The organism is Litoreibacter sp. (genome assembly GCF_058136045.1).
The window spans coordinates 191,604-216,517 of the sequence record NZ_JBYVDD010000003.1; the positions used below are offsets into that span (position 1 = coordinate 191,604).

At 58.3% G+C, this 24,914-nt stretch carries 29 protein-coding genes; 15 read left to right on the top strand and 14 right to left on the bottom strand.

The window, feature by feature from the left end; all coding sequences use genetic code 11:
- The first annotated feature begins 51 nt into the window (after positions 1–51).
- The 13 genes from AC3Y7R_RS02295 (at position 52) to cysE (ending at position 10,701) form a co-directional block, all read left to right on the top strand.
- Positions 52–648 (top strand): head-tail connector protein, encoded by a 597-nt coding sequence (locus tag AC3Y7R_RS02295; RefSeq protein WP_490040386.1) that lies wholly within the window; start codon positions 52–54, stop codon positions 646–648.
- A complete protein-coding gene (locus tag AC3Y7R_RS02300; RefSeq protein ID WP_490040387.1) occupies positions 645–980 on the top strand; it encodes a phage head closure protein in 336 nt (111 codons plus the stop codon). The genes AC3Y7R_RS02295 and AC3Y7R_RS02300 overlap by 4 nt, the downstream gene beginning before the upstream one ends.
- A complete protein-coding gene (locus AC3Y7R_RS02305; protein WP_490040388.1) occupies positions 977–1,387 on the top strand; it encodes a DUF3168 domain-containing protein in 411 nt (136 codons plus the stop codon). Before AC3Y7R_RS02300 ends, AC3Y7R_RS02305 begins: the two co-directional genes overlap by 4 nt.
- 160 nt (positions 1,388–1,547) lie before the next feature.
- Entirely contained in the window at positions 1,548–1,970 is a 423-nt protein-coding gene (locus AC3Y7R_RS02310; protein WP_490040389.1) for a phage major tail protein, TP901-1 family, read from the top strand.
- On the top strand, positions 1,970–2,287 hold the full coding sequence (locus tag AC3Y7R_RS02315; protein WP_490040390.1) for a gene transfer agent family protein: 318 nt from the start codon (positions 1,970–1,972) through the stop codon (positions 2,285–2,287). Before AC3Y7R_RS02310 ends, AC3Y7R_RS02315 begins: the two co-directional genes overlap by 1 nt.
- On the top strand, positions 2,284–2,475 hold the full coding sequence (locus AC3Y7R_RS02320) for a phage tail assembly chaperone (protein WP_490040391.1): 192 nt from the start codon (positions 2,284–2,286) through the stop codon (positions 2,473–2,475). Before AC3Y7R_RS02315 ends, AC3Y7R_RS02320 begins: the two co-directional genes overlap by 4 nt.
- Positions 2,475–3,137, top strand: a complete 663-nt coding sequence (locus AC3Y7R_RS02325; RefSeq protein ID WP_490040392.1) for a phage tail tape measure protein — start codon at positions 2,475–2,477, stop codon at positions 3,135–3,137. The genes AC3Y7R_RS02320 and AC3Y7R_RS02325 overlap by 1 nt, the downstream gene beginning before the upstream one ends.
- A gap of 38 nt (positions 3,138–3,175) precedes the next feature.
- Positions 3,176–3,808 (top strand): phage distal tail protein, Rcc01695 family, encoded by a 633-nt coding sequence (locus AC3Y7R_RS02330; RefSeq protein ID WP_490040393.1) that lies wholly within the window; start codon positions 3,176–3,178, stop codon positions 3,806–3,808.
- The gene (locus AC3Y7R_RS02335) at positions 3,805–4,680 is read left to right on the top strand and encodes a DUF2163 domain-containing protein (RefSeq protein ID WP_490040394.1); all 876 of its coding nucleotides are present in this window, start codon (positions 3,805–3,807) and stop codon (positions 4,678–4,680) included. Before AC3Y7R_RS02330 ends, AC3Y7R_RS02335 begins: the two co-directional genes overlap by 4 nt.
- Positions 4,677–5,123, top strand: coding sequence for an NlpC/P60 family protein (locus AC3Y7R_RS02340; RefSeq protein WP_490040395.1), 447 nt, complete (start codon positions 4,677–4,679; stop codon positions 5,121–5,123). Before AC3Y7R_RS02335 ends, AC3Y7R_RS02340 begins: the two co-directional genes overlap by 4 nt.
- Positions 5,123–9,082, top strand: coding sequence for a baseplate multidomain protein megatron (locus tag AC3Y7R_RS02345; RefSeq protein ID WP_490040396.1), 3,960 nt, complete (start codon positions 5,123–5,125; stop codon positions 9,080–9,082). The genes AC3Y7R_RS02340 and AC3Y7R_RS02345 overlap by 1 nt, the downstream gene beginning before the upstream one ends.
- Positions 9,075–9,785 (top strand): DUF2793 domain-containing protein, encoded by a 711-nt coding sequence (locus AC3Y7R_RS02350; RefSeq protein ID WP_490040397.1) that lies wholly within the window; start codon positions 9,075–9,077, stop codon positions 9,783–9,785. Before AC3Y7R_RS02345 ends, AC3Y7R_RS02350 begins: the two co-directional genes overlap by 8 nt.
- Positions 9,786–9,891: 106 nt before the next feature.
- Positions 9,892–10,701, top strand: a complete 810-nt coding sequence (gene cysE / locus AC3Y7R_RS02355) for a serine O-acetyltransferase (RefSeq protein ID WP_490040398.1) — start codon at positions 9,892–9,894, stop codon at positions 10,699–10,701.
- Between the two features lie 70 nt (positions 10,702–10,771).
- Here cysE and AC3Y7R_RS02360 read toward each other — a convergent pair whose 3' ends face one another.
- From AC3Y7R_RS02360 to gap (AC3Y7R_RS02395), 8 genes are all read right to left on the bottom strand, one after another.
- Entirely contained in the window at positions 10,772–12,058 is a 1,287-nt protein-coding gene (locus AC3Y7R_RS02360; RefSeq protein WP_490040399.1) for a pyruvate dehydrogenase complex dihydrolipoamide acetyltransferase, read from the bottom strand.
- 12 nt (positions 12,059–12,070) lie between these two features.
- A complete protein-coding gene (locus tag AC3Y7R_RS02365; RefSeq protein WP_490040400.1) occupies positions 12,071–13,435 on the bottom strand; it encodes a pyruvate dehydrogenase complex E1 component subunit beta in 1,365 nt (454 codons plus the stop codon).
- 3 nt (positions 13,436–13,438) lie between these two features.
- Positions 13,439–14,440, bottom strand: a complete 1,002-nt coding sequence (gene pdhA, locus AC3Y7R_RS02370) for a pyruvate dehydrogenase (acetyl-transferring) E1 component subunit alpha (protein WP_490040401.1) — start codon at positions 14,438–14,440, stop codon at positions 13,439–13,441.
- A gap of 161 nt (positions 14,441–14,601) precedes the next feature.
- Entirely contained in the window at positions 14,602–14,904 is a 303-nt protein-coding gene (locus tag AC3Y7R_RS02375; RefSeq protein ID WP_490040402.1) for an FtsB family cell division protein, read from the bottom strand.
- A gap of 139 nt (positions 14,905–15,043) precedes the next feature.
- A complete protein-coding gene (locus AC3Y7R_RS02380; RefSeq protein ID WP_490040403.1) occupies positions 15,044–15,937 on the bottom strand; it encodes a fructose bisphosphate aldolase in 894 nt (297 codons plus the stop codon).
- Positions 15,938–16,040: 103 nt separating this feature from the next.
- Positions 16,041–16,811 carry an SDR family NAD(P)-dependent oxidoreductase gene (locus AC3Y7R_RS02385; protein WP_490040404.1) on the bottom strand — a complete coding sequence of 257 codons (771 nt, stop codon included), beginning with the start codon at positions 16,809–16,811 and terminating at the stop codon, positions 16,041–16,043.
- A 3-nt stretch (positions 16,812–16,814) separates the two neighbouring features.
- Positions 16,815–17,993, bottom strand: a complete 1,179-nt coding sequence (locus AC3Y7R_RS02390) for a phosphoglycerate kinase (protein ID WP_490040405.1) — start codon at positions 17,991–17,993, stop codon at positions 16,815–16,817.
- A gap of 99 nt (positions 17,994–18,092) precedes the next feature.
- Complete coding sequence (gene gap, locus AC3Y7R_RS02395) at positions 18,093–19,097, bottom strand: type I glyceraldehyde-3-phosphate dehydrogenase (RefSeq protein WP_490040406.1); 1,005 nt, start codon at positions 19,095–19,097, stop codon at positions 18,093–18,095.
- A 207-nt stretch (positions 19,098–19,304) separates the two neighbouring features.
- Here gap (AC3Y7R_RS02395) and AC3Y7R_RS02400 point away from each other — a divergent pair, with 207 nt between their 5' ends.
- Complete coding sequence (locus AC3Y7R_RS02400; protein ID WP_490040407.1) at positions 19,305–19,742, top strand: GFA family protein; 438 nt, start codon at positions 19,305–19,307, stop codon at positions 19,740–19,742.
- Between the two features lie 54 nt (positions 19,743–19,796).
- Here AC3Y7R_RS02400 and AC3Y7R_RS02405 read toward each other — a convergent pair whose 3' ends face one another.
- From AC3Y7R_RS02405 to AC3Y7R_RS02420, 4 genes are all read right to left on the bottom strand, one after another.
- Complete coding sequence (locus tag AC3Y7R_RS02405; protein WP_490040408.1) at positions 19,797–19,940, bottom strand: hypothetical protein; 144 nt, start codon at positions 19,938–19,940, stop codon at positions 19,797–19,799.
- Positions 19,941–19,961: 21 nt separating this feature from the next.
- A complete protein-coding gene (gene gap / locus AC3Y7R_RS02410) occupies positions 19,962–20,960 on the bottom strand; it encodes a type I glyceraldehyde-3-phosphate dehydrogenase (protein ID WP_490040409.1) in 999 nt (332 codons plus the stop codon).
- 188 nt (positions 20,961–21,148) lie between these two features.
- Positions 21,149–21,532, bottom strand: a complete 384-nt coding sequence (locus AC3Y7R_RS02415; protein ID WP_490040410.1) for a cell division protein ZapA — start codon at positions 21,530–21,532, stop codon at positions 21,149–21,151.
- A 3-nt stretch (positions 21,533–21,535) separates the two neighbouring features.
- Positions 21,536–21,985: a hypothetical protein gene (locus AC3Y7R_RS02420; RefSeq protein WP_490040411.1), complete on the bottom strand. Its 450-nt coding sequence runs from the start codon at positions 21,983–21,985 to the stop codon at positions 21,536–21,538.
- Positions 21,986–22,199: 214 nt separating this feature from the next.
- Between AC3Y7R_RS02420 and tkt the strand changes: the two genes are divergently transcribed.
- On the top strand, positions 22,200–24,215 hold the full coding sequence (gene tkt, locus AC3Y7R_RS02425) for a transketolase (RefSeq protein ID WP_490040966.1): 2,016 nt from the start codon (positions 22,200–22,202) through the stop codon (positions 24,213–24,215).
- 74 nt (positions 24,216–24,289) lie between these two features.
- Here the strand turns inward: tkt and grxD are convergent, their stop codons facing one another.
- Both grxD and AC3Y7R_RS02435 read right to left on the bottom strand, forming a co-directional pair.
- On the bottom strand, positions 24,290–24,652 hold the full coding sequence (gene grxD / locus AC3Y7R_RS02430) for a Grx4 family monothiol glutaredoxin (protein WP_490040412.1): 363 nt from the start codon (positions 24,650–24,652) through the stop codon (positions 24,290–24,292).
- Positions 24,653–24,655: 3 nt separating this feature from the next.
- Positions 24,656–24,880, bottom strand: a complete 225-nt coding sequence (locus AC3Y7R_RS02435) for a BolA/IbaG family iron-sulfur metabolism protein (RefSeq protein ID WP_490040413.1) — start codon at positions 24,878–24,880, stop codon at positions 24,656–24,658.
- Between the last annotated feature and the right edge of the window lie 34 nt (positions 24,881–24,914).

A 24,914-nucleotide genomic window follows, 5' to 3' on the forward strand; every position in this document is an offset into this window, starting at 1 on the left:
GTGCGCCCAGCATCCCCTTTTTACTGACACTGACTTCTTGGGAGATGGATGATGGAGCTGGTTGAATTGACCACCACACCCGCCGGGGCTTTGCCTTTGGCCGCGTTCAAAGCGCATTTACGACTGGGGTCGGGCTTTACTGATGACAGCCTGCAAGATGATTTGTTGGAAGGTTTTCTGCGCGCGTCTTTGGCTGCGATCGAGGCGCGTATTGGCAAGGTTCTATTCGAGCGGATGTTGCAGTGGCGCGTGTCCCATTGGAGCGACATTGGCGGGCAGCCTTTGCCTGTAGCGCCGGTCACTGCGGTGACGAGTTTGGCGCTGCGCACGGTGGAAGATGTGGTGAGCGAGATTGCCTCTGAGCTGTATGGGTTGGAGCGCGACACGCATAGGCCGCGGGTCTTTGCCAAGGGGCGTTGTTTGCCTGCGATCCCGAATGATGGGGAAGCGATTTTGAGTTTCACGGCCGGGTTTGGCCCTGCGTGGAGCGATGTGCCTGCGGATTTGCAGCAGGCGGTTCTACTGCTGGGCGCGCATTTTTATGAGCGTCGTGACGAGGTTTTGGGTGCTGGGGCGGCGATGCCGTTTGGCGTGGTGTCCTTGCTGGAGCCGCACCGCAATATTCGCGTGCTGGGGGCGCGGGCATGAGTGTGGAGCTGAACCGACGACTGGTGTTGGAGCACGCGGTGCGTGTGGCTGACGGGGCCGGGGGCTACACTGAGGCTTGGGTGGCTTTGGGGGACCTTTGGGCGCAGGTGAAGGCTGGCTCGGGGCGCGAGCGGTTCGGAGCGGGGGTGACGGTATCGTCGGTGCCGTACCGGATTGTGGTGCGCGGCGCTCCTGTTGGGTCCGAGGCGCGGCCCAAGCCGGAGCAGCGGTTTCGCGAGGGAACACGGGTGTTTCGGATTGTGGGCGTGGCGGAATATGACCGCGATGCGCGCTACCTGACTTGCTTTGCGATTGAGGAGGTGGCGGGATGACCTATGCAATCTCGGTAGCCTTACAAGAGGCCGTTTACGGCGCTTTGAGTGGGGATGTGGGGCTAAGTTCCTTGGTCGGTGGCGCGATCTTTGATGCGGAACCTGCGGGGACATTGCCCGAGTTATACGTGACCTTGGGGCCGGAAAATGTGCGGGCCAGGTCGGACGGCTCGGGCGGTGGTGCGGTGCATGAGTTCATGATCTCGGTGGTGACGGATACGGCGGGGTTTTCAACTGCCAAGCAGGCCGGGGTTTTGGTGTGCGATGTGTTGATCGACGCGGAGCTAGCGTTGGCGCGCGGGCGGTTGGTGTATTGCCGGTTCCTGAAGGCCAAGGCGGCGCGCGCTGAGAGTGGCGCGGTGCGGCGCATTGATCTGACGTTTCGGGCGCGGGTGGATGATGGCTGAGGGGCTGCGCTGGTGGCGGCTGGTGGAGCTTTGCTTTGTTGGTGATGGATGCATCACCGGTTGGAGCCTGCGGCGCGGATATTTTTGGAACAATGATGGTGCACGGCCTTTGGTTTTAGGCGGTGCGTTAACCTTAATGAAATGTGAATGGAGATGAGCCATGGGCGTGCAACGCGGCAAGGACTTATTGTTGAAAGTGGATCTGACCGGAGACGGGCAGTTCGAGACCATCGCGGGGCTGAGAGCCACGCGGATATCGTTCAATGCAGAGCAGGTGGACGTGACCTCGATGGAGAGTGCGGGGGGGTGGCGCGAGCTGCTGGCCGGTGCAGGTGTTAAGAGCGCTGCGATTTCCGGCTCGGGGGTGTTTCGTGATGAGGGGACGGATGAGCGTGCGCGCCAGATTTTCTTTGATGGCGAAGTGCCTGAGTTTCAGGTGATTATTCCTGATTTCGGCATCATTGAGGGGGCGTTTCAGATTACCTCGATTGAATATGCGGGCACGCTGGAGGGCGAGGCTACGTATGAGATGTCGATGGCCTCGGCGGGGGCGTTGAGCTTTACCCCGATTGTTACGCCCTGATGGCGAACCCTTGGGCAGGTGAGGTTCGGCTGGTTCTGGATGGTCAGGCGCATGAGTTGCGCCTGACGCTTGGGGCACTGGCCGAGCTGGAGGCCGAATTGGACAGCGAAAATGTGCTGGACCTGATTGAGCGCTTTGAGGCGGGCAAGTTTTCGACCCGAGATGTGTTGGCATTGATCGTGGCAGGTTTGCGCGGTGGTGGCTGGCGCGGTGTCGCGGGGGATTTGGTGTCGTGCGAGATCGAGGGTGGTTTGTTGGAATGCACCAAGGTGGCGGCGCAACTATTGGCGCGCGCGTTCAGCACGCCAGCGTCGTGAGTGGCTTTGATTGGCCGGCGTTGATGCGGGTTGGTGTGGCGGGTGGCTTGAAGCCTGCCGAGTTTTGGGTGCTGACGCCAGCTGAGCTGGTTTTGGTGCTGGGGCTGGAGGCCGTTGAGAAGCCTTTGAACCGTGCCCGACTGGCAGAGTTGGACCGGATGTATAGCGACATAAAAGGAGCGCCGTGATGGGTGTGTTGGATGGGATAGACGGGTTGGAGAGCCGCATTGAGGGGTTAGAGACCTCGCTGGGGAGTGCGGAGGTGGTGGTGAGCACCTTCGAGACCGAGCTGGCGGCGATGCGCTCGACGATGTTGTACACCTCAAAGGAGGTGGCGTCGCTGTCGCTGTCGATTGGTGGCGGGTTGCGCAAGGCGTTTGACGGGCTGGCCTTTGACGGGATGAAGCTGTCAGATGCGCTGAAGACCGTGGCCGAGAGCATGATCAACGCGGCCTACAATACGGCGCTGAAACCTATTCAGAACGGCCTTGGTGCGGTGATTGCCAATGGGGTGAACGGGCTAGTGTCTGGGATATTGCCCTTTGAGAAGGGGGGCTCGTTTTCCCAAGGGCGCGTGATGCCGTTTGCCAAGGGTGGTGTGGTTAGTTCTCCGACGAATTTTGCCATGCGCGGTGGCATGGGGCTGATGGGCGAGGCGGGGCCAGAGGCGATCATGCCCTTGGCGCGCGGCGCTGATGGGTCTTTGGGTGTGCGCGCGGGCGGCGGGGGCAGTTCTGTGCAGGTGGTGATGAATATCACGACGCCGGATGTGTCGGGGTTCCAGCGCTCGCAAAGCCAGATTGCAGCACAGATGGGTCGGGCCTTGAGCCGTGGCCAGCGCAACCGTTGAACCTGTTGAACTTTTGATCCTTTTGGAAGGGTGTGTCGATGAATTTTCATGAAGTACGATTTCCGGCGGCTTTGTCCTTTGGCTCGCTTGGCGGACCGGAGCGGCGCACTGAGGTGGTAACGCTGTCCAACGGGTTTGAGGAGCGCAATACGCCCTGGGCACATTCGCGCAGGCGCTATGATGCAGGTGTGGGGATGCGGTCTTTGGATGACGTGGAAGTCATGGTAGCGTTCTTTGAGGCGCGCCAAGGGCAGCTATATGGGTTCCGGTGGAAGGACTGGTCGGATTTCCGCTCGTGCAAGGCCTCGGGTGAGGTTGGCTTTGAGGATCAGGTGATTGGTACGGGCGACGGTGTGCAGACGCAGTGGCAGTTGCTCAAGACCTATGCCTCGGGGGGGTATGAGTATGCGCGCCCGGTGAAGAAGATGGTGACGGGCAGCGTGCTGGTGGGCTTTGACGGGATTATCTTGCAAGAGGGGATCGACTGGGACGTGGATGTAGACACCGGGCTGGTGAGTTTTGGTGAGGCCCCCGATGAGGGGGTGGAGATCACTGCGGGCTATGAGTTTGATGTGGCGGTGCGTTTTAACGTGGATGCGATCCAAACCAGTGTGGCGAGTTTTCAGGCGGGTGAAGTGCCCAGCGTGCCGGTGGTCGAGGTGCGGGTATGAGTTTGCAGGAGCATTTAGCGGGTGGGCTGACGACGGTGTGTCGCTGCTGGGCTGTAACGCGGGGTGATGGCCGGGTGTTTGGGTTCACTGACCATGATGAGGCGTTGCTCTTTGAGGGGGCGGAGTTCAAGGCCGATACTGGCCTGACGGCGAGTGCGTTGCAGCAGGTGACAGGCTTGGCGGTGGACAACACCGAGGCCGTGGGGGCGCTGTCGGGTGAGGCGGTGACCGAGGCAGATATCAACGCGGGGCGCTTTGATGGGGCTAAGGTCACGGCGTGGCTGGTGAACTGGCGCGATGTGGATGAGCGCGAGGTACAGTTTAAGGGCTCGATCGGCGAGCTGAAGCGCGCAGATGGTGCATTCCATGCGGAGTTGCGCGGCTTGTCGGAGGCGCTGAATACGCCTGTGGGGCGGGTTTACCAAAAGCCGTGCCAAGCGGTGCTGGGCGATAAGAAATGCTGCTTTGCGTTGGAGGCTGCGGGATACCGCACGCAGGTGGCGGTTGAGGTTGTGGAAGATGCACGGGTGTTCCGGTTTGCCGAGTTGAGCGGTTTTGATGACCGCTGGTTCGAGCGGGGCCGTTTGGAGGTTCTGAGCGGTGAAGCCGAGGGGCTTATGGCGATGGTCAAGAATGACCGCGTTGTGGACGGCGCGCGGGTGATCGAGCTGTGGGAAGAGTTGCGCATGCCGGTGGGCGCTGGGGATATGGTGTTGCTGGAGGCGGGCTGTGACAAGCGGATCGAGACCTGCCGCCTAAAATTCCAGAACATCGCGAATTTTCAGGGATTTCCACATATTCCGGGCGAGGATTGGTTGATGACTTATCCGCAGGAGTCCGGCGCGAATGACGGCGGGAGCCGGTACAAATGAGCGTGGTGGCAGAGCAGATTGTAGCGGAGGCCCGCGCCTGGGTCGGCACGCCTTATATGCATCAAGCCAGTTGCAAGGGGGCGGGGGCGGATTGCCTTGGGCTTTTGCGCGGGGTGTGGCGTGCAGTCTACGGGGCGGAGCCGGAAGCGGTGCCTGCTTATTCAGCCGATTGGTCGGAGCCGCAGGGCGAGGAGCGCCTGTGGGCGGCGGCTGCGCGGTGTCTGGTGGCCAAGGGACGCAGGGATGCGGCTCTGGGGGATGTGGTGTTGTTTCGTATGCGCGAGCAGGGGGTAGCCAAACATTTAGGGCTGGTCTCGGCGCTGGGCGATACCCCGAAGTTTATCCATGCCTATTCAGGGCATGGGGTTGTGGAGTCTCCGTTCTCGGAGCCTTGGGCACGGCGCGTTGTTGCGCGATTTGAATTTCCGAAAGCAGGTAGCTAATGGCAACGATACTCCTTTCCGCAGTAGGGGCCGCCGCAGGTGGCGTGCTGGGCAGCGGTGCGTTTGGCATCAGCTCGGTGGTGATTGGGCGTGCCATTGGCGCGACTATTGGGCGCGCTATTGATCAACGCTTACTTGGCGGAGGCTCGCAGGTCGTCGAGACGGGCCGCCTAGACCGGATGCGCGTCATGGGGGCCAATGAGGGCAGCACTGTTGCGCGCGCGTTCGGGCGGATGCGGGTGTCGGGCAATGTGATCTGGACCTCGCGGTTCAAGGAGAAGGTGACGGTTAGCGAACAGGGCGGCGGCAAGGGCGGCGGGCCAAAAGCCACGACGCGTCAGTATAGCTATTGCATCTCGATTGCGGTGGCGCTGTGCGAGGGCGAGATTGCCCGTGTGGGGCGGATTTGGGCGGATGGCTCGATTGTGCGCAAGTCAGATCTGAACCTGCGGGTGTATCGTGGCACCAAGGAGCAGCAACCTGATCCGGTGATGAGCGCGATTGAGGGCGAGGGGACCATTCCGGCCTATCGCGGGCTGGCCTATGTGGTGATTGAGGACTTGGATTTGAGCGACTACGGCAACCGCGTGCCGCAGCTTACGTTTGAGGTGATCCGGCCATCGCGTGCCGCTGGTGTGACGGAACCGCTGGCGTCTGATCTGGTGCAGGGCGTGGCTTTGATGCCGGGCTCGGGGGAGTTCGCACTGGCGACAACGCCCGTATACCGCAAAGGAGAGCTGGGCGAGGAGGTCGCTGCTAATGTGAACAGCGCCTCTGGCGAGCCGGATTTGGTGTCCTCTTTGGAGGCATTGACGGGGGAGTTGCCCAATTGCAAGTCGACATCGCTGGTGGTGAGCTGGTTTGGCGATGATCTGCGCGCTGGGCAGTGTACGGTGGCGCCCAAGGTAGAAGAGCAGGGGGATGTGCCGGTTCATATTGGCTCGCTTCCGGTGCCAGTAGTGAATGATCCGACAAACTGGACGGTGTCTGGTGTGACCCGCGCAACGGCGCAGGCGGTGGCGCGGGTGGATGACAGCCCGGTTTATGGCGGAACGCCGTCGGATGCTTCGGTGGTGGAGGCGATTGCCGCGCTGAAAGATGCGGGGCAGGAGGTGATGTTCTACCCGTTTATCCTGATGGAGCAGATCGCGGGGAATAGTTTGCCTGACCCGTATAGCGATGCGCTGGAGCAGCCTGCTTTGCCGTGGCGGGGGCGGATCACGTCCGAGAAGGCTGTGGGGGTTGCCGGCTCGACGGATGGGACTGTGGCGGCGGGGCAAGAGGTCGCGGCGTTCATGGGGGCGGCGCAGCCGTCTGACTTTACCCAAGTGGGGGGCGTGGTGAGCTATACAGGCGCACCGGAGTATTCCTACCGCCGGTTCGTGTTGCATTACGCGCATCTGTGTGCGGCGGCCGGGGGGGTCGAGGCGTTTTGCATTGGCTCCGAGATGCGCGGCTTGACGCAAATTCGTGACGAGACGGGGGGCTTTCCTGCGGTTGCGGCGTTGCGTGTTCTGGCGGGCGAGGTGCGTGCAATTTTAGGGCCTGAGACCAAGATCGGCTATGCAGCGGATTGGTCGGAGTATTCGGGCTATCAGCCGCAAGATGGCTCGGGCGACTTGTTGTATCATCTGGACCCGCTTTGGGCCGATGATGACATAGATTTTGTCGGCATCGACAACTACATGCCGATTGCCGACTGGCGCGACGGGGAGGATCATCTGGATGCCTCCGAGGCGCGCTCCATTTATGATCTGGACTACCTGCGCCGCAATATTCGCGGCGGGGAGGGCTATGATTGGTATTACCGCGACGCGGAGGAGCGGGCCTTGCAAATTCGCACCCCGATTGAGGATGGCGCGTTTGATGAGGCATGGGTCTATCGCACCAAGGATTTGTGGAATTGGTGGGGGCAGGCGCATCACGAGCGCGTGGGCGGTGTGCGCTCCACGGTGTCGTCGCCATGGGTGGCGCAGGGCAAGCCGATTTGGTTCACCGAGCTGGGCTGTGCGGCTATTGATAAGGGCGTTAATCAGCCTAATAAGTTCCTAGATCCGAAATCGAGCGAAAGCGCGATACCGTATTTTTCGAACGGGCAGCGCGATGACTATGTGCAGATGCAGTATTTGCGGGCGTATTATGGCTACTTTGAGGGTGTCGCGAATAATCCGGTGAGTGCGGTTTATGACGGGCCAATGGTGGATATGTCGCGGGCGTTTATCTGGGCGTGGGACGCGCGGCCATGGCCTGATTTCCCGAGCAACCTATCGGTGTGGAGCGACGGGCAGAACCATGTAACCGGCCACTGGTTAACCGGGCGGACGGCGGTGATGCCGCTGGCGCATGTGGTGGGCGAGATTTGCGAGAGCGTGGGGTTGAGCGCGTATGATGTGGATGATTTGCACGGGATCGTGCGCGGCTATGGGGTGACGGAGTTCGACACGCCACGCGCGGCTTTGCAACCTTTGATGATTGCGCTGGGCTTTGATGCTATCGAGCGCGGCGGCAAGGTGGTGTTCCAGTCACGCAAGGACGCGGTGGAAGTGGCCATAGCAGACGCAGAATTTGTGGTGACGGACGGTAATCCGGTGATCGAGCAGATCCGCGCGCCTCAGGCAGAGGTCGTGGGCGAAGTGCGCCTTGGCTATGTTGAGGCCGAGGGCGAGTTTGTGGCGCGTGTTGCGGCGGCCAAGTTCCCGCATGACGGCTCGGTGGATGTGACCCAGAACGAGTTGCCCATGGCCTTTACGCAGGCTGAAGCCACGACAATTGCCGAGCGGTGGTTGTCGGAGGCGCGGGTGGCGCGCGATGCGGTGAGTTTCACCGTGCCGCCATCGCGCAGTGATCTGCGGGCGGGGGATTTGGCCCGGCTGACGGACCCGCGCGGCGACGAGACCTTGTTCCGGGTTGACCGGGTGGAAGACCGCGGCGCGCGCCACATCGAGGCGGTTCGGGTCGAGCGTCAGATCTACACGCCAAGCGAGGCGGTGGAGAGCGTGGGCGAGGTGCGGTCGTTCTCGGTTCCTATTCCGGTGTCGGCGCAATTTATGGACCTGCCATTGCTCAAGGGCGATGAGGTGGCGCATGCGCCCTATGTGGCGGCGACGGCGCGGCCTTGGCCGGGGGGCGCGGCGGTCTATGGCTCTGCGCAAGATAGCGGTTATGCGCTGAACACGGTGATTGAGCGGCCATCGCGCATGGGGGTCTTGTTGACGTCATTGCCACGGGTCGAGGCCGGGTTGTGGCAGCGGGGCACACCGTTGCGCGTCAAGGTTGCTGGCGAGCCGTTAAGTTCCGTGACGCGGGAGGCGGTGCTTAACGGGGCCAATGTCGCGGCGATTGGCGACGGGTCAGCAGAAAACTGGGAAGTAGTGCAATTCGCCAAGGCCGAGTTGGTCGCGCCTAACACCTACGATTTGTCAGACATGTTGCGCGGGCAGGCGGGCAGTGACGGGGTGATCCCGGATGTTTGGCCCGTGGGCAGCCGCATTGTGATGCTGGACGGTGCGCCGACGCAAATCGGGCTGGAGTTATCCTCGCGTGGCTTGGCGCGGCACTATCGTGTGGGGCCATCGCTGCGGCCTTATGATGACCCGTCTTACAGGTATTATATCGAGGCATTCCAAGGGATTGGTTTGCGGCCCTATGCGCCGGCACACCTAAAAGCGCGCAATTCCAGCGGTGATTTGGCGCTAAGTTGGGTGCGACGCACGCGCATTGACGGTGATAGCTGGGCCTCGGTGGATGTGCCTCTGAACGAGGAGGTCGAGCGTTACGCGGTTCGGGTGATCGTGGGCGGTAGCACGGTGCGCGAGGTCGAGGTGGCGGCGCAAGGCTGGACCTATACCGCCGCCGCGCAAGTGCAAGATGGGGCCGTGGCGCCCTATGATATCGAAGTGGCGCAGGTGTCCCTGCGCTTTGGACCGGGACTTTACTCAAGGATCGAAATCAATGGCTGATACAGCAACTCTTAAGCTGCCTTTGGTGGCTGCCTCGCAGGCGCAAAAACATGTGACCGTGAACGAGGCATTGGCGCGGATAGATGCGGCATTACAGCTGAGCGTGGTGAGCCGATCTGTAGGCACCCCGCCTGCATTGGCGGTGGAGGGAGAGACTTATCTCGTGCCCTTGGGCGCGGTGAATGACTGGGGCGGAGAGGACGGTAACTTGGCGTTCTTCCTCAATGGCGGGTGGGAGTTCCTGACGCCTTTGATGGGCTGGCATATCTATGTTGGCGATGAGGCAGTTCGGGTTAGCTATGACGGCAACGTTTGGTTGGAAAACGTGCTCTCGACCTCGCCTTATGGGGCCGCCATGCGCGCCGAAACCATCGAGTTCGACTTTAATATCAGCGCAGGGACGAGCGATTTGACCGGATTTGTGATCCCCAATGGCGCGGTGGTTTTTGCGGTAACTGGCTTGGTTGTGGCCCCGATCACAGGCACTTTGAGCGATTGGTCCCTAGGGGTTGTGGCCTCGGACAATCGGTATGGCTCGGGGCTTGGCATTGGCAACGGGTCGTGGCTGCGCGGAGTGACGGGGCAGCCGCAGGCTTATTACAGCAACACGCAGCTGAAACTGACGGCCAATGGTGGTGATTTTGCGGGCGGCACAGTGCGCTTGGCCGTGCACCTGATGCGGTTTGAATTACCGGGGGTATAAGCCCTTGTGATCACTGTGATCACAGTTTTGCGCGTGACAGGGGTTTGGAATTGCCAGAAATTACCTATCTGTAGTAGGCTACGGCCAACATCTGAAAGGACTATTGATGGCACATTCCAACCCCAAGCTCGCAGAGATTGACCCGGTATGGGCTCAGATCACTGAAGAAGCGCGTGCAGCCATCACCGAGGAGCCGTTGCTTGGCGGGCTTATTCACGGGACGATTTTGCACCATTCGAAGCTTGAGTCGGCTTTGGCATACCGGTTTTCGCAAAAGCTGGCCTCGGCCGAGATGTCGGAGCAGATATTGCGCGAAATTGCGGATGAGGCCTATGCGTCTGATCCGTGGCTGGGCGAAGCTGCGCGTGCAGATATCGTGGCGGTTTTTGATCGCGATCCGGCGTGCCAGCGGTTCATTCAACCACTGTTGTTTTTCAAAGGGTTTCAGGCCATTCAAGCCTACCGCGTTGGGCATTGGTTGTGGGCGCAGGGGCGCAAGGATCTGTCATACTTTGTGCAGATGCGGGTCTCTGAGGCGTTTGGTGTTGATGTTCATCCAGCCGCAAAAATTGGTAAAGGCATCATGATTGACCATGCGCATTCCATCGTGATCGGGGAAACTGCGATCGTGGGCGATAACGTGTCGATGCTGCATTCCGTGACGCTTGGTGGGACGGGCAAGGAAGACGATGATCGCCATCCTAAGATCGAGAATGGTGTGCTGATTGGTGCGGGTGCCAAGGTGCTTGGCAACATCACTGTCGGTCATTGCTCGCGCATTGCGGCGGGCTCTGTGGTGCTGGAAGAAGTGCCGCCGATGAAGACTGTTGCGGGGGTTCCTGCAAAGATCGTGGGCGAGGCAGGTTGTGCGCAGCCGTCAGTATCTATGGATCAACTTATCGGCGTAAAGAGCTGATTTTAATAGCAAAAGACCGTTCAAAAAAGGCCGGATCGTTTGATCCGGCCTTTTTGTTTATGTGAGCTACTTATGTGAGCATGCCCAGTGGGTTTTCAAGGTTATCCTTGATTGCGTTGAGCAGATTGGCCCCAAGGGCGCCGTCAATCACACGGTGATCAACGCTAAGCGTGGTGGACATTACGACCGCGACTTTTAGCTCTCCGTCATCGCCAACAACTGGCTTTTTTGTGCCTGCGCCCACGGCCAAGATAGCGGCGTGGGGTGGGTTGATGATGGCGTCAAAATTGTCGATGCCAAACATGCCAAGATTAGAGATTGCGAAGCTGCCGCCTTGATATTCATGTGGCGCAAGTTTGCGGTCACGGGCGCGGGTCGCTAGGTCTTTCATCTCGGCCGAGAGGGCCGAGAGCGACTTGGTTTCGGCGTCTTGCAAAACCGGGGTGAACAACCCGCCTTCAATGGCCACAGCAACGGCGACATCGGATGGCTTCAGACTAAATGTGCGATCACCCGCCCAAACTGCGTTGGCGTCTGGGACTTGTTGCAACGCCAAAGCACAGGCCTTGATGATGAAGTCGTTGACCGACAATTTGATGCCGCGTGGCTCTAGGGTTTTGTTCAGCGTTGCGCGGAATTTAAGCAGGGCGTCGAGTTGGATATCACGGCGCAGATAGAAGTGCGGAACCGATTGCTTGGCCTCGGTGAGGCGTGCGGCAATGATCTTGCGCATCCCGTCGAGCGGCACTTCTTCGTATTCGCGACCCTCATACATTTTGCGCACTTGATCGAGCGTTGGGCCCGATGCCAATGCAGTGGCCGGAGCGGTGGTGGCCGCCGCCGCCGCAGGCGCAACTTTTGGCGTGGCAGTTGCGTTTTCTACGTCGGCTTTGACGATGCGACCTTTGGGGCCGGAGCCGGTTATCGTCGTCAGGTCAATGCCTTTATTGGCGGCAATGCGGCGTGCCAGTGGCGAGGCAAAGACGCGGTTGCCATCGGCAGTCACGGGGGCAGCAGCAGCCGGAGCTACAGATGCGGCCACAGGGGCATCGGCCACGGGAGCCGCCGCAGCAGCAGGTGCGGAACTGGTGGTGCTGATGTCATCGACACTTTCACCATCTTCCAGCAATACGGCAATGACGGCGTTCACTTTCACGCCCTCAGTGCCCTCAGTAACTACGATTTTGCCGATAACACCTTCATCAACGGCTTCAAATTCCATCGTGGCTTTGTCGGTTTCAATTTCGGCCATCACGTCGCCCGAGGACACCGTGTCGCCTTCCTTAACCAGCCATTTGGACAGGGTGCCTTCTTCCATCGTTGGGGAAAGCGCGGGCATGAGAATTTCTATTGGCATGTTCAGCGCTCCTTAACGGTAAGTGACAGCTTTGACGGCGTCGATGACCTCTGCGGTCGTCGTCAGCGCAAGCTTTTCTAGGTTGGCGGCATAGGGCATTGGGACGTCCTTGCCGGTGCAATTGATGACAGGCGCGTCGAGGTAGTCGAACGCTTCTTGCATCAACACGGAGCTGATATAGCTGCCGATAGAGCAGACCGGGAAGCCTTCCTCGACGGTGACGCAGCGGTTGGTTTTCTTGACGCTCTCGATGATCGAGGCGGTGTCCATTGGGCGCAAGGTGCGCAGGTCAAGTACTTCGGCTGAAATTCCGTCTTCTGCAAGTTTATCAGCAGCTTCCAAGGCGTACTTCATCCCGATACCAAAGCTAACAATGGTAACATCAGTCCCCTCGCGCCAGATCTTGGCCTTGCCGAATGGAACGGTGTAGTCGTCCATCACAGGCACATCGAAAGATTGGCCATAGAGGATTTCGTTCTCTAGGAAGATGACCGGGTTCGGGTCGCGGATCGCAGTCTTTAGCAGGCCTTTGGCGTCGGCTGCGGAATAGGGCATCACGACCTTTAGGCCAGGAATTTGAGAATACCAAGACGCGTAGTCATGCGAGTGTTGAGCCCCCACACGCGCAGCGGCACCATTGGCCCCGCGGAACACAATCGGGCAACCCATTTGACCGCCAGACATATACAACGTTTTGGCGGCAGAGTTAATGATGTGGTCAATCGCTTGCATGGCAAAGTTGAAGGTCATGAACTCGACAATCGGGTTCAATCCACCAAATGCGGCACCCACACCGATGCCGGCAAAACCGTGCTCGGTGATCGGTGTGTCGATGACGCGTTTCTCGCCAAATTCTTCCAGCAAGCCTTGGGAGATTTTGTAGGCCCCTTGGTATTCGGCCACCTCTTCACCCATCAAGAACACTTCCGGTGTGCGGCGCATTTCCTCGGCCATGGCATCGCGAAGGGCTTCGCGGACCGTGGTCGGCTTCATTACTGTGCCCTCGGGAATGTCGGTCTCGGCGGGAACAACCACGGCAACTGGCGCGGCGGCAACGGCCGGTGCGCTGGCGGGCGCATCCGCGACCGCTGCGACTGTTGGGGCAGCGGCGCTGGCGATATCGTCAACGCTTTCGCCTTCCTCGATTAGAATGGCGATGACGGCGTTCACTTTCACGCCCTCTGTGCCCTCGGTAATTACGATTTTGCCGATGATACCTTCATCGACAGCCTCAAATTCCATCGTAGCTTTGTCGGTTTCAATTTCCGCCATGATGTCGCCGGAGGAGACGGTATCGCCTTCCTTCACGAGCCATTTGGCAAGGGTACCTTCTTCCATGGTGGGCGAGAGGGCGGGCATCAGAATTTCGGTCGCCATGTCTTAAGCCTCCGCTTCCATGTAAATGTCGGTGTAAAGCTCGGCCAATTCGGGCTCTGGGCTTTCTTTGGAGAACTCAGCGGCCTCGTTGACGATGCCTTTGATTTCTTTGTCGATGGCTTTTAGGTCATCGTCGGTGGCGTGCTTGCCGGTGAGCAACAGGTCACGAACTTGCTCGATAGCGTCACGCTCGTCGCGCATTTTTTGAACCTCTTCGCGGGTCCGGTATTTGGCCGGATCCGACATGGAGTGGCCACGGTAGCGGTACGTTTTGACCTCTAGAATGTAGGGGCCCTTGCCCGCGCGGCAGTGCGCCACGGCTTTCTCGGAGGCCTCTTTGACCGCAAGAACATTCATCCCGTCAACGGCTTCACCCTTGATGCCGAAAGCCGCGCCGCGTGTGTAAATATCAGCGCTAGAAGTTGAGCGCGCCATGGCGGTGCCCATAGCGTACTGATTGTTTTCAATGACAAAAATCACTGGCAAATCCCATAGGGCCGCCATGTTGAAGGATTCGTAAACTTGGCCTTGGTTCGCGGCACCGTCGCCAAAATAGGTGAAGGTCACGTTGTCATTGCCACGGTATTTATCTGAGAACGCTAGCCCCGCACCTAGTGGCACCTGCGCGGCAACAATGCCGTGGCCGCCGTAGAAATGCTTCTCTTTCGAGAACATGTGCATTGAGCCGCCTTTGCCTTTTGAGTAGCCGCCTGTGCGACCTGTCAACTCGGCCATGACGCCTTTGGGGTCCATGCCGCAGGCCAGCATGTGGCCGTGATCACGGTAAGAGGTGAGACGTTTGTCGCCTTCTTTGGTGGCTGATTCTAGCCCAACAACAACCGCTTCTTGACCGATGTAGAGGTGACAGAAACCGCCGATCAAACCCATCCCGTAAAGTTGGCCCGCTTTTTCCTCAAAGCGGCGGATCAAAAGCATGCTTCGGTAATATCCGAGCAGCTCCTCTTTAGAGACGTTCGATCCCTTGGTTGCTTTCTTGGCGGCCATGCGGGCAATCCTCCCAGAGTTTCAGCGTGGTGGCTGTATAGTTTAACGTTAAACTATCTTCTATCAGAACTCGGGGGAAAGATCACCCCTCTTTACGCAAGGCGCGGCTTATTTACCTTAGGGCACCCGAATCGCAAAAATAGATAAATGTTTTTAATAGGTTAGCGCAAAAGGATTTCGTCGGACCGCATCAATCCAAGGGTTGCACGGGCCTGCATGTCCAAAAGGTCAAGATCAAGGTAGCCGTCAGAAAGTCGCCGGGTTTTGTTGCGCATCGCGGCGACTTCCATTTCCAGCGTGTCCAGCTCTGCGCGCAGAGTGTCAATTTCAGCTTCGACTTGCACACGGCGGAAAATGCCAAAATCGCCCTGCACAGCGGCAAAGGTGAAGTAGGCCCCCATGGCGAACAGCAAGGTGAAGATCAGGAGCGGTGCAATGCTGAAAGAGTCGCGCGGGTTGGTCATAGACATGCCTTTGAGTGCGCCTCTTTTTGGGCGCTGCCTGTCTTGAATCGCACATGTGATTCGGTTTGTGAATCCCCTAAATAGCCAAAAGGCGATATTTATTGAGGATATGGCGAATTAACCAACGATTATCCGCCGGTTATCCGGCGACAGAAGCCTGATAGATACTGTCGATGGTGTCCGCGATCATCTCGTCAAACGCGCCGCCGCTTTGTTGTGCCGACAGCCCCTCGGTCAAGGCGCGCGAAAAGCTGGCAATAATGCCGGAGTTTTGTGACAGGCGTGTGTTGGCCTCATCGCGCGAATAGCCACCAGAAAGCGCCACAATACGCATCACACGCGGGTGGTTGACCAGCGTTTGATATTGGTTCGCGGTCTCGGGGAGGGTCAGCTTCAGCATCACGTCTTGACCTTCAACTAGCGCATCAAGTTGCTTGGTTAACTCCGCGAGCAAGAGCGCCTCGGCCTCGGATTTATCAGTGATGGAGATCGTGACTTCCGGCTCGAGGATCGGCACAAGGCCATGGCCCAGAATTTGACGCCCAAGGTCAAACTGTTGCGCGACGATAGCGGCAATGCCACTTGCGGAGGCGGCGGAGATGACCGAGCGCATTTTGGTGCCGAACATGCCTTTTTGAACGCCACGTTTCAGCAAAGCATCAAGGCCGTCGATGTGTTTCATCAGTTGCACGCCGTCGGTCTCGGCCTCGAGGCCCTTGTCGATTTTCAAGAAGGGCACGACGCCGCTGTCTTCCCAGATGAACTGGCCAGAGGGCATGCCATCCATCTCGCGGTCCATGGTTTTCTCGAACAAGATCGCGCCGATAACTTTATCACCTTTGAAGGCTGGGGCTTTCACGATGCGCGTGCGCATTTGGTGGATTTGGTCGTACATTTCGGCGTCATTTGTGTAGGCATCTTCGCTCACACCATAGAGCCGCAGGGCTTTCGGGGTTGATCCGCCGCTTTGGTCGAGGGCCGCAATGAAGCCATTTCCGTTGCGGATTTGCTCGAGTTGTTCGGAGTTCGACATGAAAGACCTCGCCATGGTTGCCTGTTTGGGCCGCTTCTAGGCGAGGGATGGAAGCGTGGCAATCATGCTTGCGCTAACATGGCGCAAGCAATTTTTGTCTGGTTCAGGTGCGGGCGTAAAACTGTGCGACAACCAACGTCAGAAGCCCGCGCGGCACGAAACGGGGCAAAACGGCGAAGATTTTGTTGATCAGGCCGGGGATCACGATGCGTTTGCCGCGTTGCAGCCCGTCCCAACCGGCTTGCGCCACGTCTTGGGCGCTCATCATCAGCCCCAGCTTTAACAGGCGCACATCGTGCATATCGGCCCCGTCAAAAAACTCAGTCTTCGTGGCACCGGGGCATAGGGCGGTGATCGTGATACCGCTGTTGGTTAATTCACGCGCGACGGCCTCGGATAGGGATAGCACGTAGGATTTGGTTGCGTGGTAGACGGCCATATGGGGGCCGGGCATGAAGGCGGCAGTGGAGGCCACGTTGAGGATTTTTCCGCTACCGTTGGCTGCCATGTGTTGTACGCCAAGTTTCATCAATTGGGTCAAGGCGATCATGTTGACTTGCATGGAGGCCTCTTCGCGGGCCAAATCCGTGGCCTGAAACGGGCCGTTGATGCCGAGGCCTGCGTTGTTCACCAGCGTCTCAATCGAGCCTATTGCCGTGGCTTTGGTCCAAAGTTCAGTCGCGCAGTCGGGGTCGTTCAGGTCAGTTGGAATAACATGGGCCTCAACGCCTGTCGCACGTAACTCGGTGGCCAGCGCCTCTAGCTTGCCCTCGGAGCGCGCGCTTAGGATCAGGTTGCAGCCGTCGCGTGCAGCGCAGCGCGCGATCTCTTTTCCGATGCCTTCCGAGGCTCCGGTGATCAGCGTAAAACCCATGGTCTAGCCTTCCAATGCAGCAACGCCGGGGAGGGTTTTGCCTTCCATCCATTCAAGGAACGCACCGCCTGCGGTGGAGATATAGGTGAAGTCGTCGCCATGCTCGCTTAGGTTAATGGCCGCCACGGTATCGCCGCCACCTGCGACGGAAATTAGCTCGCCAGCGTTGGTTTGGCGTGCGATTTCGTGAAGCACGTCGAAGGTCGCTTGGTGGAATGGCACCAGCTCGAACACGCCCAGCGGGCCGTTCATGATGACAGTTTTTGCCCCCTGCAAGACGGATTTGATATAGGCGACAGTTTGCGGCCCGGCATCGAGGATCATTTGATCCTTGGGGCAGGCGTCGACGGCAAGGGTCTGGGCCTCGGCCTTGGCTTTGAACTCTTTGGCGACGACAATATCGCGCGGCAAGATGATCTCGCAGCCTGCCGTTTTGGCCTTGGCGATGATCTCGCTCACAGTGTTGGCCATGTCATGTTCCGCCAGCGACTTGCCAACCTCAACCCCTTGGGCGGCAAGGAATGTATTGGCCATGCCGCCGCCGATGACCAGATGGTCAACTTTGGCCACGAGGTTGCCCAGAAGATCAAGTTTGGTCGAGACCTTCGCCCCGCCAACGATCGCAACCACGGGGCGTTTGGGCGTGGCCAATGCGCCCTCCAGCGCGGTGAGTTCTTCTTGCATCAGGCGTCCGGCGCAAGCGGGCAGCAGTTTGGCTATGGCTTGCGTTGAGGCATGCGCGCGGTGCGCAGCAGAGAAGGCGTCGTTCACATAGATATCACCCAGAGAGGCCAAGCGGGCGGCGAAGCCCGCGTCATTGGCTTCTTCGCCGGGATTGAAGCGCAGGTTTTCCAGCAGGGCAATGTCGCCAGTGGCGAGGGCTGCAACACGCGCGCCGTAATCGCCGTCAATGAAGGTGACAGGCTGGCCTAGAATGTCGGACAGGGCAGGGACCACATGGCTCAGTGACATCTCGGGGACGATCTTGCCTTTGGGGCGCGCGAAATGCGCCATTAAGATGGGCTTGCCGCCCGCCGCCTGTACGTCGCGCACGGTGGGTATGATGCGCTCTATGCGGGTGGTGTCGGTGACGCGGCCATCTTTCATGGGCACGTTAATGTCCACACGGATCAGCACGGTTTTGCCGTTCAAGTCCATATCGTCGAGAGTTTTCCAAGCCATGGGGTGCGCGTCTCCTGAAAAATGCTTACGGCCCGCTTCTATAAGGAGCGGGCCGTCTGTTCTAGTCGTTGTATTTGAGTATTTTTGGCAAAAAGAAACCTAGATCAGCTTTCCCATCGCCACGGCGGTGTCTGCCATGCGGTTGGAGAAGCCCCACTCGTTGTCGTACCACGTCAAGATGCGCACCATGTTTCCGCCGAGGGCTTTGGTCTGGTCGGCGGCAAAAATGGACGAGCGCGGATCGTGGTTGAAGTCGGAGCTGACGAGCTTTTTGTCGCAATACCCAAGGATGCCTTTCAGCGGGCCGGTTTCTGCGGCGGCGGCCATCAGCGCGTTGACCTCTTCGACGGTTGTGCCGCGTGCGGCCTCAAAGGTCAGGTCAACGACTGAGACATTCGGGGTTGGCACGCGGATCGCGACGCCGTCCAATTTGCCGTCAAGTTCTGGCAGGACCAGACCAACGGCTTTAGCGGCACCTGTGGAGCTTGGGATCATCGACAAAGCCGCCGCGCGGGCGCGGTAGAGGTCATTGTGCATGGTATCCAGCGTTGGTTGGTCGCCAGTGTAGCTGTGGATCGTTGTCATGAAGCCTTTCACGATGCCGATGTTTTCTTCCAAAATATGGACCACCGGTGCCAGGCAGTTGGTAGTGCACGACGCGTTGGAGACGACGATGTCGTCTGCGGTCAGAGTTTCGTGGTTTACGCCGTAGACAATGGTTTTGTCCGCGCCTTTGCCCGGAGCCGAGATCAGGACGCGTGAGGAGCCATTTTCCAAGTGTGCTTGGCAGGCGTCTTTGGAATTGAAGATGCCGGTGCATTCCAAGACGATGTCGATATGGCCCCAAGGCAGGTCAGCGGGGTTGCGAATGGCCGTGACGTTGATTGGACCACGGCCCACGTCGATGGTGTCGCCGCGCACGGTGACTTCTTGCGGGAAGCGGCCATGAACACTGTCGTATTGTAGCAGGTGGGCGTTGGTTTCCACTGGGCCAAGGTCGTTGATTGCGACGACTTCAATGTCGGTGCGGCCAGATTCGATGATGGCGCGCAAAATATTGCGGCCGATGCGACCAAAGCCGTTGATGGCTACTTTGACGGACATGGGGGAGACCCTCCTGCTGGGAGATTGAAAAGCTGTTACCGCTAACAATTACATTTTGGCGGAAAGGTCAACCTTTGGGTGGCGAATAGAGGGCCGAATAAGGTTGGGCGAGGGGGGTGAGAAAAGAATAAGTGCTGCACGGCTTTCTTAACCACATCGGTGAGAAAACTAATGTGATCGTGAGTTGTCTTCCATGTGACGTCCCTTATGATCCAAAACATGGGAAACATATATTCTGGAAAATGCCTTTGCGGCGCAATCACTTATGAAGCAACTGAACAACCAGTTGTTGTTGCTCAATGTCATTGCGATGAATGCCGCAGATTAAGTGGAACAGGTCACACAATTGGGGCCATGTTCTCTTCTGAGGCGGTCAGTTTGCGTGGAACGCTGAGTAAATTTAAGTATTTATCTGATAAAGGGTCTGAAGTTTCAAAAGCCTTTTGCGCAGAATGTGGAAGTCCAATTTACGGGACAAACTCGCGGATACCAAATCACCTGACCCTCAGTCTAGGCACGATGGATGATGCCGCAGGATTGGAGGTTCAAGTTGTTATATTTGAGCGGGACAAACAACACTGGGATCAACTTGGACACGATGTTGTGTCGTTCGCAACCCAGCCGGATTGGAAGCCAGAAGGCTGAGTGTCACCACGTGCCCGACGTGATCCAAACGGTAGCTTCGTCCGCAAAACCGACTTACCGCCAGAACGCCAGATACTCAGTGAGCACCATCAGCTTGCGGCCTAGAAAAATATGCAGATCCCAGCCGAACACCAGTAAGTCAGCGGCAAGGATGCCGCCGATCAAAATAGCCAGTGCAATCGCGATTTTGTCGGTCACTACGCTTGATGCCTTCTGAGGTCAGAGGCGTCCCATTGCAGCGGCCACATCGGCCATGCGGCACGAGAAGCCCCATTCGTTATCATACCACGCCAATACCCGAACCGTGCGCCCGCCGACAACCTTTGTCTGGTCTGGCGCGAAAATGGTGGAGTAATTTGTGTGGTTGAAGTCGATGGAGACCTTTTGCTCGGGGTCATAGCTCAGCACCGCGCCCATATGGCCCGCTGCGGCCTCGGCGACCACGGCGTTCACATCTTCGACGGTGACGTCTTTGGAGGCTTCAAACGTCAGATCCACCGCCGAGACATTCGGGGTTGGCACGCGCATCGCCGTGCCATCCAACTTGCCCGCGAGTTCGGGCAAAACTTCGCCCAAAGCTTTGGCCGCACCGGTCGAGGTCGGGATGATCGCCATTGCGGCAGCGCGGGCGCGGTACAAATCCGAGTGGCGGCGGTCCAGCGTTGGCTGGTCGCCGGTGTAGCTGTGGATCGTGGTCATGATGCCGCGCTCGATACCGATGGCGTCATTCAGGACTTTGGCCAGCGGGGCCAGGCAGTTGGTGGTGCATGACCCGTTAGAAATCACCTTATGTTCGGGCAACAATTCGCGGTGGTTCACGCCGTACACGATCGTGCGATCAACGCCTGATGCAGGGGCCGAGATCAGCACACGCTTGGCACCGCGCGACAGATGTACTTCGGATTTTTCTTTCGAGTTGAACTTGCCAGTGCATTCCAACACGACATCGACGCCGTCCCAGTCCAGCTCTTGCGGGTCATAGGTCGAGAACATTTTCATCGGGCCACGGCCAATATCCATGGTATTGCCGTCGATGCGAACCTCTTGGCCAAACCGGCCATGTACGCTGTCATATTTCAGCAAGTGGGCGCTGGTCTCCAATGGGCCAGTGGCGTTGATTGCGACGACTTGAACGTCATTGCGCGCGCTCTCGGCGATATGGGCAAGAGTGCAGCGGCCAATGCGGCCAAATCCGTTGATTGCGACTTTGGTGGTCATGCTCGCGCGTCCCTTGAATACGTTGCCTGCGTTGACGCGGGTATACGGGGAGGGGCGTGTTTTGGATAGATGGATTTGGCCGCAAAAAGAGGATGTTAGCGTTATCAGGGCAAGATTTGACCATTGAGAATTACCAAATTTTCCGTGTTAGCGGTAACGAGGCGTGCGCCAACCGTTGGCCAGACGACTCACCCGCGTTTGGCCTCCAGTGCATCCGCCAGAGCCTCGGATCGTGCAGCCAGCTCCGCCAAGGTGTCGGTCACGGAAGACGGGATCACGGCCACTTCAACGGTTTGGGCAGGCGCGGCTTTTAGCGCCTCTAATTCGCGACGCATGGTATCAAGGCGGTCTTCCGACGCGCGCAAATCCTCTTCAAGCCCGGCAGTTTTATCGGCCAGCATCAAGCCCGCCATCAGCAGCATCCGCGTCTCGGGCATCCGCCCGATCTGCTCGGCCAGTACCGAGGCTTCATTGTCCAACAGTTTGGCAGCGGTCTGTAAGAAATGCTCTTCGCCAGTTTGGCAGGCGACTTGGAAAGTACGGCCACCGATGTCTACATTAATCTCGGGCATTGCTTATCCCTCCTGAACCAGCGGGGCGATCTCGCCCAAAATATCATCCAACTCCGCCAGATCGGCGGCGCGTGCGGCGGTGAGCGCCTCGTTTTCGGCCTCAAGGGAGGTGTTAATGGAGGCCTCCGCGCCTTGGTGCTCGCTGTTGGCGGCGCGCAGAAGCTTGTTGGTGTCGCGCAACGCGCCCATCACGGCTTGCAGGCGCTTGTTTTCGCCGTCCATGAACTCCAAGCGATCCGTCAGGCGGGCCACGCGGGTCTCTAGACGCTCTACGCGCGCAAGGCTTTGCTGTCCGGCCTCGACCAGCCGCTTATTGGTGTCGCGCTCGATTCCCAAGTCTTCGACCAAATCGGCGTCCGGTGCGGCGGGAGCGCTGGCAATGGCGTCGGCGCTATAAGCTATACGGTCCAGCGCGGTGATTATGCGCTGCTCCAAGTCGGTGACATTCGTCATTTCTGTCCCTTTAATCCAAGGAGAATTCACAGGCGATACTTACCGCCGCGAATCAACTCCGTGCCTCATGAGGTTGATTTTAACCATAGATTGCACGGAATGCCCCCCCTTTAAGCGGATCAAGGTGCAATGACGCGCGTGCATTGCCTTGAACTTCGCGCAGGCAGTGGTATCAGATGCGCAAATATGCACGCACTTTATGAGGATCAAGCCTTTGGATATTGCAGCCCTTCGTGACGCCCACCCTGACCACTGGATGCGCGCTGCCGCCATCCGTACCTTGACTTTGGACGCTGTTGCAGCGGCAAATTCCGGACACTCCGGCATGCCAATGGGCATGGCCGACGTGGCGACGGTCTTGTATGAAAAGCACCTGAAATTTGACGCCTCCGCGCCGGAATGGCCTGATCGCGACCGCTTCATTTTGTCGGCGGGCCACGGCTCCATGCTGATCTATTCGCTACTGCATCTGACAGGCTATTCCGACATGACCATGGCGCAGGTGAAAAACTTCCGCCAGAAGGGGGCCATCACAGCCGGCCACCCGGAGTATGGCCATGCCAAAGGCGTAGAGACCACCACAGGGCCATTGGGTCAAGGCATTGGTAACGCTGTTGGTTTTGCCATGGCTGAGGAAAATCAACGTGCACGGTTCGGCAAAAAGATCGTAGACCACTACACTTATTGCATCGCTGGCGACGGCTGCCTGATGGAGGGTATTAGCCAAGAGGCTATCGGCATCGCCGGGCGCCACGAATTGGGCCGACTGATCGTGATGTGGGACAATAATAACATCACCATCGACGGCACCGTGGAGCTGTCGGATCGCACCAATCAAGTGCTGCGTTTCAAGGCGTCCGGTTGGCATGTGCAAGAAATCGACGGCCATGATCCGGTCGCCATTGATGCGGCCATCGAGAAGGCCAAGAAGACCAATAAGCCGTCGATGATTGCGTGCAAAACGCATATCGCACTCGGCTCGTCGGCGCAGGATACCTCAAAAGGTCACGGCGCTTTGACCTCGGCAGATCTGATCCGCGACACCAAAGCCGCATATGGCTGGACTGGTGGCCCGTTTGAAATTCCCGCCGATGTGAAATCGCAATGGGAAGCCATCGGCAGCCGTGGTGCTGCGGACCGTCAAGCTTGGGAAGGGCGCTTTGCCGAGGTTTCGAACTCCAAGCAAAAAGAATTCACCCGCTGTTATGCTGGTGATGTTCCCAATAAATTATCGTCCACGATCAAAGCGCTGAAGAAGAAAATCAGCGAAGAGCAGCCCAAAATGGCGACGCGCAAAGCCTCCGAGATGGCGCTGGCTGCGATCAATCCGATCATGCAGGAAACCTTTGGTGGTTCTGCTGATTTGACCGGCTCCAACAACACGCTGACGGCGGATATGGGCGTGTTCGACCCCGAGAACCGCAAGGGCCGCTACATGTATTACGGCATCCGTGAACACGGTATGGCTGCTGCAATGAACGGCATGGCTTTACATGGCGGAACAAGGGCTTATGGCGGGACATTCATGTGCTTTACCGACTATGCGCGCGGTGCTATGCGCCTGTCCGCACTGATGGGAATTCCGGTGACTTATGTGATGACGCATGACAGCATCGGCCTTGGCGAAGATGGGCCAACTCACCAACCTGTTGAGCATCTTGCCATGTCGCGTGCGACCCCGAACCTCAATGTGTTCCGCCCTGCGGATGCGGTCGAGACGGCAGAGGCGTGGGAATTGGCGCTCTCGTCCAAAACCACGCCATCAATGTTGGCTTTGTCGCGCCAGAACCTGCCAACACTGCGCACAGATCACATGTTGAAAAACCGCACTGCATTGGGCGCATATGTCATGGCCGAGGCTCAGAGCAAGCGCCAAGCGATCATCATGGCGACCGGTTCCGAGGTGGAAATCGCACTTTCTGCGCGTGATATCTTGGAGGCCGAGGGCATCGGCACCCGCGTGGTGTCCATGCCGTGTTGGGAGCTGTTCGATCAGCAAGATGACACCTACCGTCGCAAAATCCTGCCTGCTGGTCCGGTGCGTGTGGCTGTTGAAGCTGCCGTTGGGTTTGGTTGGGATCGTTGGTTGTTCAGCGAGCGCGGCAAGCGTGACAAAGGCGCGTTCGTTGGCATGGAAGGCTTCGGTGCTTCTGCTCCGGCGGATGAGCTGTACGAGATGTTTGGCATCACCGCGCAAAACGTCGCCGATAAGGTTAAAGGCCTGCTCTAGCCAATTCAAAACAACATGAAAAAGCCCGGCGGAGAGGTCTCTCCGCCGGGCTTTTTGTTGATCAATGCAGTGATTTAGCTGTTGTGTTCACGGATTTTTTTGGCGGCTTCTTTGTCAAAACTCACACCATTTTGCTCTAATAGCGTGTCCAATTCGCCGGATAGGGTCATCTCGGTGATGATGTCGCAACCGCCGACAAATTCGCCTTTGACATAGAGCTGTGGAATAGTCGGCCAGTCGGAAAATTCTTTGATGCCAGACCGCACGCCTTCGTCTTCCAGCACGTTCACGTCCTTGTAGGGGACGCCCATATAGTTCAGCACGCCCGCCACTTTTGACGAAAAGCCACATTGCGGCATGCTTGAAGTGCCCTTCATGAACAAGACAACATCGTTGTCGGTCACGGTCTGTTTGATCTGGGTTTGTGCGTCGCTCATGTCTTACTCCGGTGCTTTGGTTGTGAGGGCCAGCGCGTGCAGTTCGCCGCTGTCCACTTTGTCTTTGACGGCGCTCATGACGCCGCGTTGTTGTTGGATACGGTTTTGGCCGCGGAAGCTTTCGTCCACCACATGGGCCGAGAAATGCGCGCCATCGTCGCCTTGGACCTCAATTTGCGCGTTGGGAAAGGCGATGCGGATCATGTCCTCAATGTCTTTGGGTTGCATGGGCGCTATGGCTCCTGTGGTTGCGGTGTTGTTA

Bases quoted from the DNA above. Each gene is read 5' to 3' on its own strand.
- AC3Y7R_RS02295 (WP_490040386.1), top strand. From the start codon at position 52: ATGGAGCTGGTTGAATTGACCACCACACCCGCCGGGGCTTTGCCTTTG.
- AC3Y7R_RS02300 (WP_490040387.1), top strand. From the start codon at position 645: ATGAGTGTGGAGCTGAACCGACGACTGGTGTTGGAGCACGCGGTGCGT.
- AC3Y7R_RS02305 (WP_490040388.1), top strand. From the start codon at position 977: ATGACCTATGCAATCTCGGTAGCCTTACAAGAGGCCGTTTACGGCGCT.
- AC3Y7R_RS02310 (WP_490040389.1), top strand. From the start codon at position 1,548: ATGGGCGTGCAACGCGGCAAGGACTTATTGTTGAAAGTGGATCTGACC.
- AC3Y7R_RS02315 (WP_490040390.1), top strand. From the start codon at position 1,970: ATGGCGAACCCTTGGGCAGGTGAGGTTCGGCTGGTTCTGGATGGTCAG.
- AC3Y7R_RS02325 (WP_490040392.1), top strand. From the start codon at position 2,475: ATGGGTGTGTTGGATGGGATAGACGGGTTGGAGAGCCGCATTGAGGGG.
- AC3Y7R_RS02330 (WP_490040393.1), top strand. From the start codon at position 3,176: ATGAATTTTCATGAAGTACGATTTCCGGCGGCTTTGTCCTTTGGCTCG.
- AC3Y7R_RS02335 (WP_490040394.1), top strand. From the start codon at position 3,805: ATGAGTTTGCAGGAGCATTTAGCGGGTGGGCTGACGACGGTGTGTCGC.
- AC3Y7R_RS02340 (WP_490040395.1), top strand. From the start codon at position 4,677: ATGAGCGTGGTGGCAGAGCAGATTGTAGCGGAGGCCCGCGCCTGGGTC.
- AC3Y7R_RS02345 (WP_490040396.1), top strand. From the start codon at position 5,123: ATGGCAACGATACTCCTTTCCGCAGTAGGGGCCGCCGCAGGTGGCGTG.
- AC3Y7R_RS02350 (WP_490040397.1), top strand. From the start codon at position 9,075: ATGGCTGATACAGCAACTCTTAAGCTGCCTTTGGTGGCTGCCTCGCAG.
- cysE (WP_490040398.1), top strand. From the start codon at position 9,892: ATGGCACATTCCAACCCCAAGCTCGCAGAGATTGACCCGGTATGGGCT.
- AC3Y7R_RS02360 (WP_490040399.1), bottom strand. From the start codon at position 12,058: ATGCCAATAGAAATTCTCATGCCCGCGCTTTCCCCAACGATGGAAGAA.
- AC3Y7R_RS02365 (WP_490040400.1), bottom strand. From the start codon at position 13,435: ATGGCGACCGAAATTCTGATGCCCGCCCTCTCGCCCACCATGGAAGAA.
- pdhA (WP_490040401.1), bottom strand. From the start codon at position 14,440: ATGGCCGCCAAGAAAGCAACCAAGGGATCGAACGTCTCTAAAGAGGAG.
- AC3Y7R_RS02375 (WP_490040402.1), bottom strand. From the start codon at position 14,904: ATGACCAACCCGCGCGACTCTTTCAGCATTGCACCGCTCCTGATCTTC.
- AC3Y7R_RS02380 (WP_490040403.1), bottom strand. From the start codon at position 15,937: ATGTCGAACTCCGAACAACTCGAGCAAATCCGCAACGGAAATGGCTTC.
- AC3Y7R_RS02385 (WP_490040404.1), bottom strand. From the start codon at position 16,811: ATGGGTTTTACGCTGATCACCGGAGCCTCGGAAGGCATCGGAAAAGAG.
- AC3Y7R_RS02390 (WP_490040405.1), bottom strand. From the start codon at position 17,993: ATGGCTTGGAAAACTCTCGACGATATGGACTTGAACGGCAAAACCGTG.
- gap (WP_490040406.1), bottom strand. From the start codon at position 19,097: ATGTCCGTCAAAGTAGCCATCAACGGCTTTGGTCGCATCGGCCGCAAT.
- AC3Y7R_RS02400 (WP_490040407.1), top strand. From the start codon at position 19,305: ATGATCCAAAACATGGGAAACATATATTCTGGAAAATGCCTTTGCGGC.
- gap (WP_490040409.1), bottom strand. From the start codon at position 20,960: ATGACCACCAAAGTCGCAATCAACGGATTTGGCCGCATTGGCCGCTGC.
- AC3Y7R_RS02415 (WP_490040410.1), bottom strand. From the start codon at position 21,532: ATGCCCGAGATTAATGTAGACATCGGTGGCCGTACTTTCCAAGTCGCC.
- AC3Y7R_RS02420 (WP_490040411.1), bottom strand. From the start codon at position 21,985: ATGACGAATGTCACCGACTTGGAGCAGCGCATAATCACCGCGCTGGAC.
- grxD (WP_490040412.1), bottom strand. From the start codon at position 24,652: ATGAGCGACGCACAAACCCAGATCAAACAGACCGTGACCGACAACGAT.
- AC3Y7R_RS02435 (WP_490040413.1), bottom strand. From the start codon at position 24,880: ATGCAACCCAAAGACATTGAGGACATGATCCGCATCGCCTTTCCCAAC.